This window comes from Streptomyces gobitricini, assembly GCF_039532985.1.
GTDB lineage: Bacteria > Actinomycetota > Actinomycetes > Streptomycetales > Streptomycetaceae > Streptomyces > Streptomyces gobitricini.
Genome location: NZ_BAAASR010000006.1, coordinates 82,324 through 96,552, shown reverse-complemented (window position 1 = coordinate 96,552; position 14,229 = coordinate 82,324). Strand labels below are relative to the sequence as shown.

Sequence of the window (14,229 nt, the reverse complement as noted above, 5' to 3'; positions counted from 1 at the left end):
CCGCCGGTACGAACACAGGGGCCGGAAACGGCAGTCAGAGGCGGTCAGGCCTGCCGGGACCGGGCATCGGCGGCCTCCCGGGCGCACGCGTACGCCAACGGGCAGATCAGCTCCTCGACGTCCGGCAGCCACCGGTTCGCCGGCGTGGGGCGCCGCGCCCACTGCACCGCGCCGTGCCCGCCCACCCGGGTCGGTGGCGCCGCCACGTACAGACCCTCGCCCCTGGCCACCAGGTCGATCCCGCTCGGCGACCAGCCCAGCTTCCGTACCAGGTCCGGCACCTTGGCGGCGGCACCCGGCAGGACGAAGAACACCATCCGGCGGTCCGGGGTGCAGGTGACCGGGCCGAGCGTCAGATCCATCCGCTCCATCCGCGCCAGCGCCAGGAAACCCGCCGACTCCGGCACGTCCAGCGCGTCGAACGTGCGGCCCGTGGGCAGCAGGATCGACGCCTTGGGCTGCTTCCCCCACAGCCGGCGCGCCACCACCGCGCTGCCGGTCGCCTGCGTCGCCCAGTCCGGCCGCGCCGGGTGCGCCCCCGGCGAAGGGCAGGCGGTGTCACCGCACGAGCACCGCTCCGTGCCGTCGACCGCCTCCAGCCAGGTGCCGGGGAACACGTCCCAGTGCCGCTCTTCCGCGTACCGCACGGCGCTGTCCAGCAGCTGCTCCCCTCGCTGCTTGGGGATCTGTGCGGCTTCCGTGACTCCGATGGTCTCTTCCACGAAAGGACTCAACTCCCCACCTCACCGGGGGTTACGGGGCGCGGGAAGGGAGGCCGAGGAGCATCGATTCGGCATTCGGGGCGCATGGGTGCACGGACGGGGGCGCGCGTGAGCGCCGGGAGCGGAGCCCGGGTAGCCACAGTCGAGGAGGTGGGAATGTGGCGGTCTCACGCCATTACGCGACCTGTCGGCCTTGTCAGCATGTGATGCCCGACCAGCCGTTCCGGTGTCTTCCACTCGCTTCGGTAACGGTGCGTGCCCTTCGCCGGGGTTCCTCGGGTTCGTCAGTATTCGCAGGTCAACTTCTGCATTCTCCGTATATCAGCCGGGCAGTGATCAGCGGGACTGATCACCGCGGCAACAGGGGGTAGTCATGGCAGCGAGGCCGCTCGTCGCCCGTCAGCCGAACGAAAGGCTGCAGGCTCTCATCCAGGAAGCAGGATGCTCCAACGCCGGGCTCGCCCGCAGGGTGAACATGGTCGGGCAGGAGCGCGGACTCGACCTGCGGTACGACAAGACCTCGGTGGCCCGCTGGCTGCGCGGTCAGCAACCGCGCGGACGGGCGCCCGGGATCATCGCCGAAGCCCTCGGCCGCAAGCTGGGGCGGGCCGTCACGATCGACGAGATCGGCATGGCCAACGGCAAGAACCTCGCGTCCGGCGTGGGTCTGCAGTTCTCGCCGACCGTGGTCGGCGCCATCGAGCAGGTCTGCGAGCTGTGGCGCAGCGACGTGGGGCGGCGGGACTTCCTGTCTGGCTCGACCGTGGCCGCCTCCGCGCTCGTCGAACCCAGCCGGGACTGGCTGATCACGGCCGCCGACACGCAGGTCGCCCGGCAGGCGGGGGCGCGCGTCGGGATGGTGGACGTGGAGGCCGTACGGGCGATGACGGCGGCCCTGGTGGACCTGGACCACCGGTTCGGCAGCGGGCACGTGCGGCCCGTCGTCGTGCACTACCTGAACAGCGTGGTGTCGGGGCTGCTCTCCGGCTCGTACCGGGACGCCGTGGGCCGTCAGCTCTTCGCCGCGGTGGCCCGGCTGACGGAGCTCGCCGGATACATGGCGGTCGACACGGGGCAGCCCGGTCTGGCGCAGCGGTACTACATCCAGGCGCTCCGGCTCGCGCAGGCGGCCGGGGACCGCGGGTACGGGGGGTACGTACTGGCCGCGTCCATGAGCCACTTGGCGGCCCAGCTCGGCAACCCCCGGGAGATCGCCCAGCTGGCGCGGGCGGCGCAGGAAGGGGCGCGGGGGCACGTCCCACCGCGGGCGGAGGCGATGTTCCTGGCGGCCGAGGCGCGTGGGCACGCCCTCCTCGGCGATCTGCGCACATGCCAGGAGGTGGCCGCGCGGGCGGTGGCCGCGATGGATCGCGGTGACCCGGAGTCGGGCGACGACCCGGCGTGGATCGCGCACTTCGACCGGGCGTACCTCGCGGACGAACTGGCCCACTGCTACCGGGACCTGGGCCGCCCGGAGGAGGCGGCGCGGGCGGCGACCGAGGCGCTGGACGGGCACCCCGGGACGCGGGCCCGGCGGCGGGCGATCGGGCTGGTGCTGCTGGCCACGGCGCAGGTCCAGCAGCGGGAGGTGGAGGCCGCCTGCCACACGGGCACCCGCGCGGCCGAACTGCTGGGCACGCTGCGGTCGTCGAGGGGCGCGGAGTACCTGGACGACCTGCAGCAGCGCCTCGAGCCGTACGCGGACGAGCCCGTGGTGCGGGAGTTCGGCGCCCGGCTGGAGCTCCAGGCCGCCTAGCCGTCGGTGTGTGCCCCGTCTCATCAGCGTCATGAGGGCGGTTCTTGTTACCGCCACCACACACGTGTGCGCGGGCTCCTCGTCACCCGGTAGCGTGAGCCGACGCTTCCGTAGGTTTACAGGTTCACACGTAGGAGTCCCGGTGACGCAGAGCGGACAGGGCCCAGAGCCGCACCTTCCCGCGGCGCGGCCCGCGCACGAGGGTGTCGTGCTGCCCGCCGAGGGCGGCGAGGCCTGGGGCGCGGCAGGTGCCGGGCCGGCCGGGGGTGCGCCGTGGGGCGGCCCCTGGGGGCCCTCCCACGGTCAGCAGCAGTCCCCGCAGCACCACCAGCAGCCGGGCGCGTACGACCAGCAGCCGGGCGCGTACCAGCAGCAAGACGAGCAGCAGCACCAGCAGTACCAGCAGCACGAGGGTCGGCAACACCACCAGTACGGGCAGCCCGAGGCGTACCAGCAGCACCACCAGTACGGGCACCAGGAACACCAGCAGCAGCAGTATCAGGCGCAGGCGCCTCGCCAGCAGTACCCGCAGGAGCGGGAGCAGGGGCAGGACCGGCAGGAGCAGACGTACGGCGCGGGCGCCCAGCCGCTGCCGCCCGAGGTCCCGTCGGGCGGTGGTGACGCGGACGCCACCCAGTACCTCCCGCCGGTCGCCGCCCCCGGCGCCGGGCCGATGCCCCTGCCGGCGGAGAACCCGGCCGAGTCGACGCGGTTCCTCGGCGCCCGGCCGGCCGCCGCCCAGGACACGGACGCCACGCAGTACCTGCCGCCCGTCCCGCCGCAGCCGTCGGGCGCGCCCTTCGGGATACGCCCCGGAGCGCCCGGCGACCGGCAGCCCCCGGCCGAGTTCGACAGCCTGTTCCGCGACGACGCCGCCGCGACGCGGCACATGCCCCCGGTCGGGGCCCAGGCGCCGCGTCCGCAGGCCCAGCAGCCGTACCAGGCGCCGCACACGCCACAGGCCTCGCAGCCCGTGCAGCAGCAGTACCAGGAACCGGCGCCGCGCCGGTCGTCGAAGCTGCCGCTGATCGCCGCCGTGGTCGTGGGGTGCGCCGTCCTCGGGCTGGGCGCGGGCGCCCTGCTCAGCGGGGGCGAGGAAGCCCCCAAGGGCACGACCGACAAGGCCGGTGTCGCCGCCGCCAGTTCGCCGACCCCCGGCGTGGGCGCCCCGCAGGCCGCCCCGGACCCGGCCAGGACGCAGGCGGAGGCACTCGACAAGCTCCTCGCGGACAGCAACAACAGCCGCGACACGGTGATCCGTTCCGTGGAGAACATCAAGAAGTGCCAGAACCTCGACCGGGCCGCCGACGACCTGCGCGGCGCGGCCGGCCAGCGCCGCGACCTGGTGACCCGCCTCCAGGGCCTGACCGTCGACAAGCTGCCCGACCACGCCAGGCTGAGCGCCGCGCTGACCAAGGCGTGGCAGGCGTCCGCCTCGGCCGACGACCACTACGCGGCCTGGGCCGACCAGGTCAAGGGCAAGAAGGGCTGCAAGGACGGCAAGGCCCGCAGCACGGACGAGCTCGCCGAGGGCAACAGGGCCAGTGGCGAGGCGACGGCCGCGAAGAAGAAGGCCTCCGAGCTCTGGAACGGCATCGCGGCCACCCACGGCCTGTCCCCGCGCCAGCCGGCCCAGTTGTGACCCGCTAGTGGGCGGCGGCCTCGCGGAGCGTCGGGCCGACGTCCACGAAGTCCTCCTTCTGCGCCACCAGCCGCCCCTTGCGTACCACTTGGAACGTGACCTCGTGGTTGACCGCCCTCGGGGTGCTCGGCGTGCCGAGCATGTCCTCGTAGCGCCAGCGCAGCGGCGGGGTGAGGCCGCCGGTGTCCACCCGCGCCCCGCGGTCGAGCGCGCGGCCGAGCAGGCCGGGGGTGATCTTCTCGTCGCCGAGGGATTCGACGACCTCCGTCAGGACGGTGTACGCGATCCAGGTGGTCTGGACGCCGGTGTCGGCCGGGTCGATCCGGTTGTCGGCGAAGGCGTGCTCCCGCAGCACCTGCTTCATCGGGTCCCAGCGCGGGTCTCCCGCCTCCGGGTACCAGCCGGTGAGGTAGGCCCCTTCGAAGGGGCCGTTCGCGCCGCCGGTGCGGTCGATGAGCGGCTGGTCGACGCTGCCGAGGACCGAGGAGACCTTGATCTCCCTCCCGTCGGGCGGGAGCCGGCGGAAGGAGTCGAAGAAGTTCGCGGTGTGGTCGCCGAGCGCGGCGGTGACACAGCCGCCCTTCTCGCCGGCCTGGTGGCGGGCCCGCCGGGCCTCGTCGGTGTACTCGCCGGCGTCGTCGGCGGCCGGGATGTCCACGGCGGTCCGGTGATGCCCCTGGGCCAGACCTGTGTTGAGGATCCGGGGCAGGTCGGCACCGGTGAGGGTGTCGGGCCGTACGAGCGAGACGCGGTCGCACGAGTCCGCGAGCTGGATGCCGTTGCCGGCCAGCAGCGCGGCCTGGCCACCGTTGACGGGGTAGGAGACGGGGCTCCTGAACTCGTCGTCCGTGAGCCCGTAGCCCCCGATGTACGGGATGCCGGCGGCTTCCAGCGGAGGCATGAAGGCGCGGCCGTTCTGGCTGTACGAGCCGACGACGGCGACCACGCCCTCCTGGACCGCGCGCCGGGCGCACGCGGCGGCGGCCATGGGCTCGTTGCCCTCGTTGCAGGTGAGCACCCGCAGCTCACGGCCGTTGATGCCGCCCCGGGCGTTGATCCAGCGGGCGTACGCCTGCCCCATGGCGGGCATCCCGGGCATATTGGTCGCGCGGGTGTTGTCGGGCGCCCAGGTCATGACGGTGACGGGATCCCCGGAGCCCCCCGTGGCTCCAGGGAGAACCCCGCACCCGGCCAGGACGCAGGCCGAGCCGAATACCGCCGCGGTCCTGAGGGCGGAGAGGATGGAGGGAGCGCGTCGCCTGCCATTGCCGGTCATGGGCACGCACAATTCCGCCCCATGGGTAACGCGGCAGTGAGGTCGGTTCAACGCTGGGTGACACCGAGGTGAATTGCGGGGGCCGGTCCTCGCCGCACCCGGGGGAACGTACGATCGAAACGTGTCAGCTTCCGTGAACTCTTCCCGTCGCGGCCGTCGCTCCTCCACCATGGGCGGCATGCCGCTCACAGACATGCCGTGGTGGCGCTGGCGCGCCAACGTGCGCTCGGCGCTGCACATGCTCTCCGACCCCGTCTTCCATCAGGAGTGCTGGCTGGCGGGTCTGGAGGGGTACGGGGACGTCACCGACGCCGTGTACCGGCTGGTCGAGGACACCTGGCTGGACAACTGGTCCGCGGAGAAGTACGTCGGCACCATATTCAGGGACTCGGGCGAGGCCGCGCTGGTCGACGTCGCGGTGCTGCGGGTGCTGCGGATCATGCACCAGGTCGGCCCGGACGCGCCCGTCTCCGCCTACATGGGCCACCACGGCTGGCCGGAGGCCGTACGGGCGGCTCGTGACGCCCACGTACGGCTGGCCGCCAACGACGGCGAGGACCCGGACGCGCCGCCGCGCTCCCTGGACGTACTGCGGATCATGACCAGGTCCGCCTGACGGACCGGCGTCCTGCCGCCCCCGGCGTATATGGCATCCTGCCAGGATGACCGACCAGTACGTCCTCACGCTCTCCTGCCCGGACAAGCAGGGCATCGTGCACGCCGTTTCGAGTTACCTCTTCATCACCGGCTGCAACATCGAGGACAGTCAGCAGTTCGGAGACCGGGACACCGGCCTGTTCTTCATGCGGGTCCACTTCTCGGCCGAGGCTCCGGTCACGGTGGACAAGCTGCGCGCGAGCTTCGCGGCGGTCGGCGACTCCTTCGCGATGGACTGGCAGATCAACCGGGCCGACGAGCGCATGCGCGTCGTGCTGATGGTGTCGAAGTTCGGCCACTGCCTGAACGACCTGCTGTTCCGTACGCGGATCGGCGCGCTGCCGGTCGACGTCGTGGCGGTGGTCTCCAACCACACCGACTTCGCCGAACTGGTCGCCTCGTACGACATCCCGTTCCACCACATCCCGGTCACCAAGGACACCAAGCAGCAGGCGGAGGCCGAGCTGCTGGAGCTGGTACGCGCCGAGAACGTCGAGCTGGTCGTCCTCGCCCGGTACATGCAGGTCCTCTCCGACGACCTGTGCAAGCAGCTGAGCGGCCGGATCATCAACATCCACCACTCGTTCCTGCCGAGCTTCAAGGGCGCCAAGCCCTACCACCAGGCGCACGCGCGGGGAGTGAAGCTGATCGGCGCGACGGCCCACTACGTCACGGCCGACCTCGACGAGGGCCCGATCATCGAGCAGGAGGTCGAGCGGGTCGGGCACGAGGTCACACCGGAGCAACTGGTCGCCGTCGGCCGCGACGTCGAGTGCCAGGCCCTCGCCCGCGCGGTCAAGTGGCACGCGGAGCGCCGCATCCTCCTCAACGGCCGCCGCACGGTCGTCTTCACGTAGGGCTCCGCCCCTACGGCCCCCGGCCGCGCGCACGGCCGCCCGCCCACGGTGAACGCCCCTGACGGGTGGCCGATCCGTCCGTCCCCCCGAGGCGCGGAGCTGCCGCGCCCGGCGCCCCCGGGGCATCATCGGCCCCCCGCGTACCTCCCCCCGCCCGCACCCCACCGCGAGGGCCGCGGGCCCGGTGGGACCTACAGGCGGCTCAGGGAGGCGGCGGCGAAGAGGACGTCGCGGATGGCTTCGCGGTCGCCGTCCTGCCCGGCGGCGGCTTCCTCGGGCGCGATGTGGCCCGCCACCAGCTGGCAGAACTCCACGCCGTCCAGCGCCACTTGCGCGACCTTCAGGTCCGGGGAGCCGATCGCCGCCGGGGAGTCCAGGGCGATGTACCAGTCACCGCCGCCCGAGCCCTCGACCTCCAGGTGGAGCGTGCGGCCCGGCGCCCCGGCCGTCACCAGGTGGCGGGCCGAGCCCGCCAGGCCCGTGCGGCGCCGCTCGGCGAGGGCGGCCGGCAGCAGGCGGGCCGCCAGGTCGATCATGCCGTGCAGGTGCGCCCCGCTGGGCGGCTCGTACGGGTAGTCGACGGCGTTCGCGATGTCGTCCGCGTGCACCCAGCACTCGAAGGCCCGGTCGAGCAGCGCGTCCCGCAACGGCAGGGAGAAGTCGCCGTACGACACGGACAGTTCGGCCACGCCGCGGCCGGCGAAGGAGACCGTGCGGATCAGGGTGTGCGTCTGATCGCGCCACGGTCCGCGGACTGCTCTGGTGGGCGGGTGGTGCGCGCCCTGCCAGTAGGACTCGGTGCGTTCGGTGGGGGTCTTCGGTGACAGCGAGTCGTCCAGGCCGATCGCCGTCGCGACGAGGCTGTCGACGGCCTGGAGATGGCTGATCACCCCCGCGACGGTGGTCCGGCGGCTCACGGGCCGGTCGCGCTCGAACCACTTGAGCCGCACCGGCGCGTGCCACTCCGAGTCGCCGATGTCGCGCAGCAGCGCGTCGAGCCGGGCGGTCTCCGCGTCGTACGGGCCCGCCCAGTCGGGCACGGGGACCCGGGCGGGGCGGCGGCCCAGGCAGTTCTCCAGCACCCGGGAGCGCAGCAGCGGATCGAGGTCCAGGTCCCGCTCGTGGTGGAGCAGCCCGACCGCGTCCCGCAGCCGGAGGGCCTCCTCCGCGCACGGGGCGCACTCGGTCAGGTGCGCCTCGACGGCGGTCGTCTCCTCGGGCGAGCAGGCGGACAGCGCCCACGCGCCGAGCAGCGACTGGAGGACCTTGTGCGGCAGCGGCAGCGGCAGCGGCAGCGGCGGCGGCGGCACGTCCTCGGGAGCGGGGGCGGGAGCGGGGGCGGGCAGCGCCTCGTAGTTGTCGGCGGCCCGTCTCGGGGACGGTATGCGCGGCACTCCGCCCACCTCCTCGCGGCCGTCGTCGTGGCCACCGTCGTCGAGCGGTCCGGTCACAACGCCCGCCCGTCCAGCGGCCGGCTGTTCGCGGTGGCCAGCAACTGGAGTCCGAGCCGCAGCCGGCGCCGCGCCTCGTCCTCGGTCACGCCCAGGTCCGCGGCGGTCTGGCGGTAGTCCCGGCGCTGGAAGTAGGCCAGCTCCAGCGCGGCGCGCAGCGGCGCGGGCATGGACTGGACGATGAAGTCGGCGCGGGCGGACACCGCCGCGCGCCGCACCTTCTGCTCCAACTCCTCGGCGGAGCCGCCGCCCCGCTCCGCGTACGCCTTGGCCTCCGCCTGGCGCAGCCGGTGCACGGCCTGGCTGCGGGCCAGCTTCGCTATCCACGACCGCATGGCCCCCTCGCGCCTGGGGTCGTAGGCGTCCGGGTTCTCCCAGACGTACCCGAACACCTCGCGGGTGACCTGGTCGGCGGCCGACTCGTCGTCGAGGACGCGGTGCGCCGTGTTGTGCACGAGGGAGGCGAAGCGGTCGTAGAGCTCACCGAGGGCGGCCGCCTCGCCGCGTGCCAGCCGCTGCTGCATCTTGCGGTCCCAGCGCGGTGGTGTGTCCTTCGCCATTCGAAAGCCCTCCCGACCCGACTCCTCTCGAATGTAGTGCGCCCCGCCGACAACGCACCCATTTTTGTGCCAAGTGCCCTTCGTGCCCGTGCCGGATGGTAAGGAAACCGTCACTACGAGTGGATCGTGTTTCATGGGGGGACGAGAGGGCAGCAGCGGCGCGAAGGAAGCACCGCTTCCGTTTCGGGGGCCCCGGTTGGATCGGCGAAGGGTAGGCGTGTGACGCTCACGGTGGACGAAGCCGGGCGCGGCCCCTGGACGGTGCTGAGTATCCGGGGGGAACTGGACCTGGTTTCCTCACCCGAGGTCCGCAGACGCGTGCACGACGCCGTCGCCGACGGCAGGCGGGATGTCGTCCTGGACCTGTCCCAGGTGCTGTTCTGCGACTCCAGCGGTGTGGGCGTGCTGATCGCGTCCCGGCGGCTGCTGCACTCCTGCCGGGGAAGGCTGCGGCTGATCCTGCCCGCCCAGGGCGCCGTCGAGGGCTCGCACGTCAACCGGGTGCTCGCGGCCCTCGGCGTGCGGCGCCTGTTCGCGGTGTACGCGGACGTGGCGTCGGCCACCGGCGAGGAGGACGAGCAGCTCTCCGCGTGACGGCGCTCCCTTCGCGTCGTACCCTCCCGGCATGAACGCAGAGGAGTTGTACCAGCGCCGGATCACCTCACGGTTCGCCGCCTTCGACCAGGACGGCAGCGGCTATATCTCCCGCGAGGACTTCACGTCCGCGGCGGGCCGCCTGCTCGAGGAGTTCGGCACCTCGTTCCGTTCGGACAAGGGACAGGCCCTGGCCGCCGGGGCGGAGGCCTTCTGGCAGGGGCTGGCCGGCATCGCGGACGTGGACGGCGACCAGCGGGTGACCCGGGGCGAGTTCGTGAGCGGTGCCGTGAAGCGGCTGCGCGACAACCCGGACCGGTTCGCGGAGATCGCCCGCCCCTTCGTCCGCGCCGTGCTCGCCGTCGCCGACCGGGACGGCGACGGGAAGGTGGGGACGGCGGAGGTGGAGCGCGCGCTGCGGGTGCTGGGCATCGAGACGCACGCCGCCGCGCTCGCCGCGGAGTCGCTGGACCTGGACCGTAACGGGCTGGTCGACGAGGAGGAGACCGTCATGGCCTTCGCGCGGTACTTCATGACCCGCGAACCGTGAGCCGCAGGCCCCCGGGCGGTGCTCGCGCAGCCTGTCCGTGAGGGCTTCGCACGGCGTGCCCGGTCGCGCGGGGCGCATCGGTCGCGCGGGGTGTCCCGTCGCGCGGCGAGGTGCCGCCGCAGCCGCTGGGCTGCCGGGCCGCCGGGCGACGAGGCGGCCGTACGCGGCGCCCGCGACCGTCCGGCCCGGTCGGCCGGCTCTTCGGGCACGGTGGTCACGGAGCGTTGACAGCCGGGTCGTTGTCCTCGGGGACTTGTCACGGCCCGGAGCCGGGGTGCGCCTCCCGTACTCTCCGTGAGGAGCCCGTGGGTCGCGGTCCGGGGCGTTCCGGTGGGGGCCGTGCGGCGGCTCCAGGCCCGGGAGTTCCCGCCGCCCGGGATCTGCGGGCGGCGCGGTGCGTCCCTCTGTTCGACTACTCGCGGCGTGCGTCGCACAGTATGCAGCACGCGTACTCCTTCGCGCGGGAATATGCCCGAAGCGCTTGTTGCGGTGACTGTACGTCAACCATGCTGTGCCGCAGGGAAATCACGTTCAGTGACGACTGTTAAGGCTGTGGTCGCTGTGAGACGCGAGGCGTTGTGTCCGCCGGTTCGGATGGTGTGAGCGGTGCAGGTGCTTCAGGTTCAGTTGGAGATCGGCCCCGATCCGGCAGAGGTCGGACGTGCCCGAAGATGGGCGCGTTCACGGCTCGCCGGCTCCGGGATAGGGGTGGACGAGCCGCTGGCGGAGACGCTGGTGCTGCTCATTTCGGAACTCGTCACCAACGCCGTGGTGCACACCGGCTGCCCCGCCGTGCTGCGGATGCTCTTCGGCGCGGGCGTGGCGGAGGCGGGGACGGTGCGGGTGGAGGTCGCCGACACCAGCGCCCGCCCCCCGCGCCCCCGTCACGCCGATGGGGACGACACCAACGGCCGTGGCCTGGAGCTGGTCGACGGGCTCGCCGACCGATGGGGGTGGCAGCGGGAAGGGGCCGGCAAGAGCATCTGGTGCGAAGTGGACCGGAGCGCGCCGGTGGTGACGGGGGTGGTGCGTGAGCCTGGTGGGTACGCGCCGTCGTGCGCCGTCACAAATAGCGCATAAGGGACGTATGCAGGAATGGGTGTTGACGGGTCGTATCCGCCTGATCACCCTTGGAGCAGCGATTCGTGGCGAGGGGACGCCGAGGGCTTGACGCCCTCGGCGAGTGCGGGTCGTGGCTCGGTGGCGGCTCCATGCCGGGGCCCTCGGGGTTGAGCCCGCCGGAGCCGGGTGGCGGCCGCCGTGCCGTGCTCGGGGTGCGCATGCGTGCGCCGCCACCCAAGGATGCCGCCCTCCCCGGATCCGGCCGCCCGGCGAGGGGCGGGGACCCCGCCCAGCCGCAGGCCGCCCCGGCGCGGGGCGCCCGGCCGCGGGGGCGTTCCCGTCACGATGGCCTACAGTGCGGTGCCGTCGCCACCGGGGCGGGGCCGGGGGCCGAAGACCCCCAGGGGCCGCACGGGCGGCTCGGGGCGCGAGTACGGGCCGTGGGCGCGGTCGCGTCGCGTCGCCCGGAAAGGGCTCGGGCATCCCCGCCGGACGGAAGGCGCACCTCCGCTCCTGTGCGCTGCTTGTGGACGGTTCATCCGGAGCGGCCGCTGTCAGCGGGCCGTGTCCCGGGCGGCCGGGCGGCGGCGTCCAGTTCCGGTGGGTCCGGTGGGTCCGGTCGGCCCGGTCGGTCCTGCGGGTCCGGCAGGTCCGGTCGGTCCGGCAGGTCCGGTCGGTCCGGTTGGCTCGGTCGGTCCGGCGGGTCCGGTCGGGCCGGTGTTCGTGCGGGCGGCGCGGAAGGTGCGGCGGTAGACGGTCGGCGGCACCCCGAGCGTGGCCTGCAGATGCTGGCGCATCGACTGGGCGGTGCCGAACCCGGCATCGGCCGCGACCCGGTCGACCGGCAGGTCGGTGGACTCCAGCAGGTGCCGGGCGCGTTCCACCCGTTGCCGGGTGAGCCACTGGCCGGGGCTGACGCCCACCTCCTCGCGGAAGCGGCGGGTGAACGTCCGTACGCTCATGGTCTCCCGCTCCGCCATGTCCCGCAGTCGGATGGGCTCATGGAGGCGTTCGAGGGCCCAGGCGCGTGCCCTGGTCGTGGTGGCGAACCGCGGCTCGGGCACGGGCCGGTGGATGTACTGCGACTGGCCACCGTCCCGGTGCGGCGGTACGACGGTGCGGCGCGCGACCTCGTTGGCCACGGCCGATCCGTGGTCCCGGCGCACGATGTGCAGGCACAGGTCGAGCCCGGCGGCGACCCCCGCGGAGGTGAGGACGTCCCCGTCGTCGATGAACAGGACGTCCGCGTCGACGTCGACCGACGGGAACAGCCGCTGGAAGTGCTCGGCGGCGGCCCAGTGGGTCGTCGCGGGCCGGCCGTCGAGGAAACCGGCGGCGGCCAGGACGTACCCGCCCGTGCAGATCGAGACCAGGCGGGTACCGGGCCGGATGTGGGCGAGCGCGGCGGCCAGCTCCTCGGTGAGCCTGCCCTCGTCGTAGACCGGGCCGAGTTCGTAGGAGGCGGGCACGACGACCGTGTCGGCGGTGGCGAGCGCCTCCGGGCCGTGGTCGACGGCGACGAGGAAGTCCGCGTCGGTCGGGACCGTTCCCGCCGTCACGCCGCACGTGACGATCTCGTACAGGGGGTGGCCCTCGGAATCCCTGGCGCGGCCGAAGATGCGGTGCGGAATGCCCAGCTCGAACGGGAGGAGCCCGGCGAGGGCGAGAACGACGACGCGGTGCGGGACGGGCCGGCTCATGGCCCGATCCTAGCGAAGGGTGGCATCCGGGCCACTGGTACGGTGCTCGGCCGCTCGCGATCCTTCTGACGTGACCCAGACAACGCCCACGCCCACCCCCGCTCCGGACACCCCGCCCGCTCCGGCTCCCGGCAAGCCACCCGCGCGCACGCCCCGCGTCCACCGCGCCTGGTTCGTCGCCGCCGTCACGTTCGTGACGATCATCGGCGCGGCGGCCTTCGCCTCTCTTCCGGGTCTGCTGATCGAGCCGCTGCACGGGGAGTTCACCTGGTCGCGCGGCACGATCGGGTTCGCCGTCTCGGTCAACCTCGCGCTGTACGGCCTGACGGCGCCGTTCGCCGCCGCTCTGATGGACCGGTTCGGCGTCCGGCGGGTCGTGGCGGTGGCCCTCACGGTCATCGCCGCCGGGTCACTGCTGACGGTGTGGATGACGGCGGCCTGGCAGTTCGTCCTGTACTGGGGCGTCCTCGTCGGGCTCGGCAGCGGCTCCATGGCGCTCGCCTTCGCGGCCACCGTCACCAACCGGTGGTTCACGGCCCGGCGCGGCCTGGTGACCGGCATCCTCACCGCCGCCGGCGCCTCGGGCCAACTCGTCTTCCTGCCCCTGCTGTCCTGGCTCGTCACCCACCACGGCTGGCGCCCCGCCGCCGTCACGGTCGCCCTGTCCGCCCTCATCGTCGTCCCGCTCGTCTGGCTCCTGCTGCGCGACCACCCGGCGGACGTCGGGCTCAAGCCGTACGGCGCCGACGACTTCGTACCGAAGCCCGCCCCCGTACCGGGCGCGGCGCGACGTGCGCTGACGGTGTTGGCCTCCGCGGCCCGCACCGGCCCGTTCTGGCTCCTCGCCGGCACCTTCGCCATCTGCGGCGCGTCGACGAACGGCCTGGTCAAAACCCACTTCGTGCCCGCCGCCCACGACCACGGCATGCCGATGACCGCCGCCGCGTCGCTCCTCGCGGTGATCGGTGTCTTCGACGTCGTCGGCACCATCGCGTCCGGCTGGTTCACCGACCGGTTCGAGGCGCGGCGACTGCTCGCCGTCTACTACGCGCTGCGGGGCGTCTCGCTGCTCTTCCTGCCGATGCTGCTGGCGCCGACCGTGCACCCGCCGATGGTCTTCTTCATCGTCTTCTACGGACTGGACTGGGTCGCCACCGTGCCGCCGACGATCGCCCTGTGCCGCGAGCACTACGGGGAGGACTCGGCGATCGTCTTCGGCTGGGTCCTCGCCTCCCACCAGGTCGGCGCGGCGGTCGTCGCCTTCGCCGGCGGTGTGGCGCGTGACGCCTTCGGCTCGTACGACGTGGTCTGGTACGCCTCGGGCGCGCTGTGCGCGGCGGCCGCGCTGATGGCCCTGGTCATCCGGCGACGACAGCCGGTGGCCGTGGCCGCCTGACCCGGG

At 73.2% G+C, this 14,229-nt stretch carries 13 protein-coding genes; 8 read left to right on the top strand and 5 right to left on the bottom strand.

All coding sequences use genetic code 11. The annotated features are described in order from the left end of the window. Positions 1-44 precede the first annotated feature (44 nt). Complete coding sequence (locus ABD347_RS06105) at positions 45-722, bottom strand: bifunctional DNA primase/polymerase (protein WP_344357358.1); 678 nt, start codon at positions 720-722, stop codon at positions 45-47. A 373-nt stretch (positions 723-1,095) separates the two neighbouring features. On the opposite strand from ABD347_RS06105, the gene ABD347_RS06100 reads away from it, so the two are divergent. Together ABD347_RS06100 and ABD347_RS06095 are read left to right on the top strand one after the other, a co-directional pair. Continuing rightward, a complete protein-coding gene (locus tag ABD347_RS06100) occupies positions 1,096-2,478 on the top strand; it encodes an NsdA family TPR-like regulatory protein (protein ID WP_344357357.1) in 1,383 nt (460 codons plus the stop codon). A 142-nt stretch (positions 2,479-2,620) separates the two neighbouring features. After that, positions 2,621-4,120, top strand: a complete 1,500-nt coding sequence (locus tag ABD347_RS06095; RefSeq protein WP_344357355.1) for a hypothetical protein — start codon at positions 2,621-2,623, stop codon at positions 4,118-4,120. A 4-nt stretch (positions 4,121-4,124) separates the two neighbouring features. Here ABD347_RS06095 and ABD347_RS06090 read toward each other — a convergent pair whose 3' ends face one another. Continuing rightward, positions 4,125-5,396: an ABC transporter substrate-binding protein gene (locus ABD347_RS06090; protein WP_344357353.1), complete on the bottom strand. Its 1,272-nt coding sequence runs from the start codon at positions 5,394-5,396 to the stop codon at positions 4,125-4,127. A gap of 169 nt (positions 5,397-5,565) precedes the next feature. Between ABD347_RS06090 and ABD347_RS06085 the strand changes: the two genes are divergently transcribed. Both ABD347_RS06085 and purU read left to right on the top strand, forming a co-directional pair. Then, on the top strand, positions 5,566-6,012 hold the full coding sequence (locus tag ABD347_RS06085; RefSeq protein WP_344357883.1) for an SCO4402 family protein: 447 nt from the start codon (positions 5,566-5,568) through the stop codon (positions 6,010-6,012). Between the two features lie 46 nt (positions 6,013-6,058). Next, positions 6,059-6,910 (top strand): formyltetrahydrofolate deformylase, encoded by an 852-nt coding sequence (gene purU, locus ABD347_RS06080; RefSeq protein ID WP_344357350.1) that lies wholly within the window; start codon positions 6,059-6,061, stop codon positions 6,908-6,910. 191 nt (positions 6,911-7,101) lie between these two features. On the opposite strand, the gene ABD347_RS06075 is transcribed toward purU, so the two are convergent. Then, a complete protein-coding gene (locus ABD347_RS06075; RefSeq protein ID WP_344357349.1) occupies positions 7,102-8,361 on the bottom strand; it encodes a zf-HC2 domain-containing protein in 1,260 nt (419 codons plus the stop codon). Continuing rightward, the gene (locus tag ABD347_RS06070; protein WP_344357346.1) at positions 8,358-8,921 is read right to left on the bottom strand and encodes a sigma-70 family RNA polymerase sigma factor; all 564 of its coding nucleotides are present in this window, start codon (positions 8,919-8,921) and stop codon (positions 8,358-8,360) included. The genes ABD347_RS06075 and ABD347_RS06070 overlap by 4 nt, the downstream gene beginning before the upstream one ends. A 219-nt stretch (positions 8,922-9,140) precedes the next feature. Here ABD347_RS06070 and ABD347_RS06065 point away from each other — a divergent pair, with 219 nt between their 5' ends. From ABD347_RS06065 to ABD347_RS06055, 3 genes are all read left to right on the top strand, one after another. Continuing rightward, positions 9,141-9,515 carry an STAS domain-containing protein gene (locus ABD347_RS06065; RefSeq protein ID WP_344357343.1) on the top strand — a complete coding sequence of 125 codons (375 nt, stop codon included), beginning with the start codon at positions 9,141-9,143 and terminating at the stop codon, positions 9,513-9,515. 31 nt (positions 9,516-9,546) lie between these two features. Continuing rightward, positions 9,547-10,065 (top strand): EF-hand domain-containing protein, encoded by a 519-nt coding sequence (locus ABD347_RS06060; RefSeq protein WP_344357342.1) that lies wholly within the window; start codon positions 9,547-9,549, stop codon positions 10,063-10,065. A 606-nt stretch (positions 10,066-10,671) separates the two neighbouring features. Beyond that, positions 10,672-11,145 carry an ATP-binding protein gene (locus ABD347_RS06055; RefSeq protein ID WP_344357339.1) on the top strand — a complete coding sequence of 158 codons (474 nt, stop codon included), beginning with the start codon at positions 10,672-10,674 and terminating at the stop codon, positions 11,143-11,145. 536 nt (positions 11,146-11,681) lie between these two features. Here ABD347_RS06055 and ABD347_RS06050 read toward each other — a convergent pair. Further along, positions 11,682-12,827, bottom strand: coding sequence for a GlxA family transcriptional regulator (locus ABD347_RS06050; RefSeq protein WP_344357336.1), 1,146 nt, complete (start codon positions 12,825-12,827; stop codon positions 11,682-11,684). 70 nt (positions 12,828-12,897) lie between these two features. Here ABD347_RS06050 and ABD347_RS06045 point away from each other — a divergent pair, with 70 nt between their 5' ends. Beyond that, positions 12,898-14,223, top strand: coding sequence for an MFS transporter (locus ABD347_RS06045; RefSeq protein ID WP_344357334.1), 1,326 nt, complete (start codon positions 12,898-12,900; stop codon positions 14,221-14,223). Positions 14,224-14,229 lie beyond the last annotated feature (6 nt).

Excerpts from the sequence above, each read along its gene's own strand:
- ABD347_RS06100 (WP_344357357.1), top strand. The coding sequence starts at position 1,096 with ATGGCAGCGAGGCCGCTCGTCGCCCGTCAGCCGAACGAAAGGCTGCAG.
- ABD347_RS06090 (WP_344357353.1), bottom strand. The coding sequence starts at position 5,396 with ATGACCGGCAATGGCAGGCGACGCGCTCCCTCCATCCTCTCCGCCCTC.
- ABD347_RS06085 (WP_344357883.1), top strand. The coding sequence starts at position 5,566 with ATGGGCGGCATGCCGCTCACAGACATGCCGTGGTGGCGCTGGCGCGCC.
- purU (WP_344357350.1), top strand. The coding sequence starts at position 6,059 with ATGACCGACCAGTACGTCCTCACGCTCTCCTGCCCGGACAAGCAGGGC.
- ABD347_RS06070 (WP_344357346.1), bottom strand. The coding sequence starts at position 8,921 with ATGGCGAAGGACACACCACCGCGCTGGGACCGCAAGATGCAGCAGCGG.
- ABD347_RS06060 (WP_344357342.1), top strand. The coding sequence starts at position 9,547 with ATGAACGCAGAGGAGTTGTACCAGCGCCGGATCACCTCACGGTTCGCC.
- ABD347_RS06050 (WP_344357336.1), bottom strand. The coding sequence starts at position 12,827 with ATGAGCCGGCCCGTCCCGCACCGCGTCGTCGTTCTCGCCCTCGCCGGG.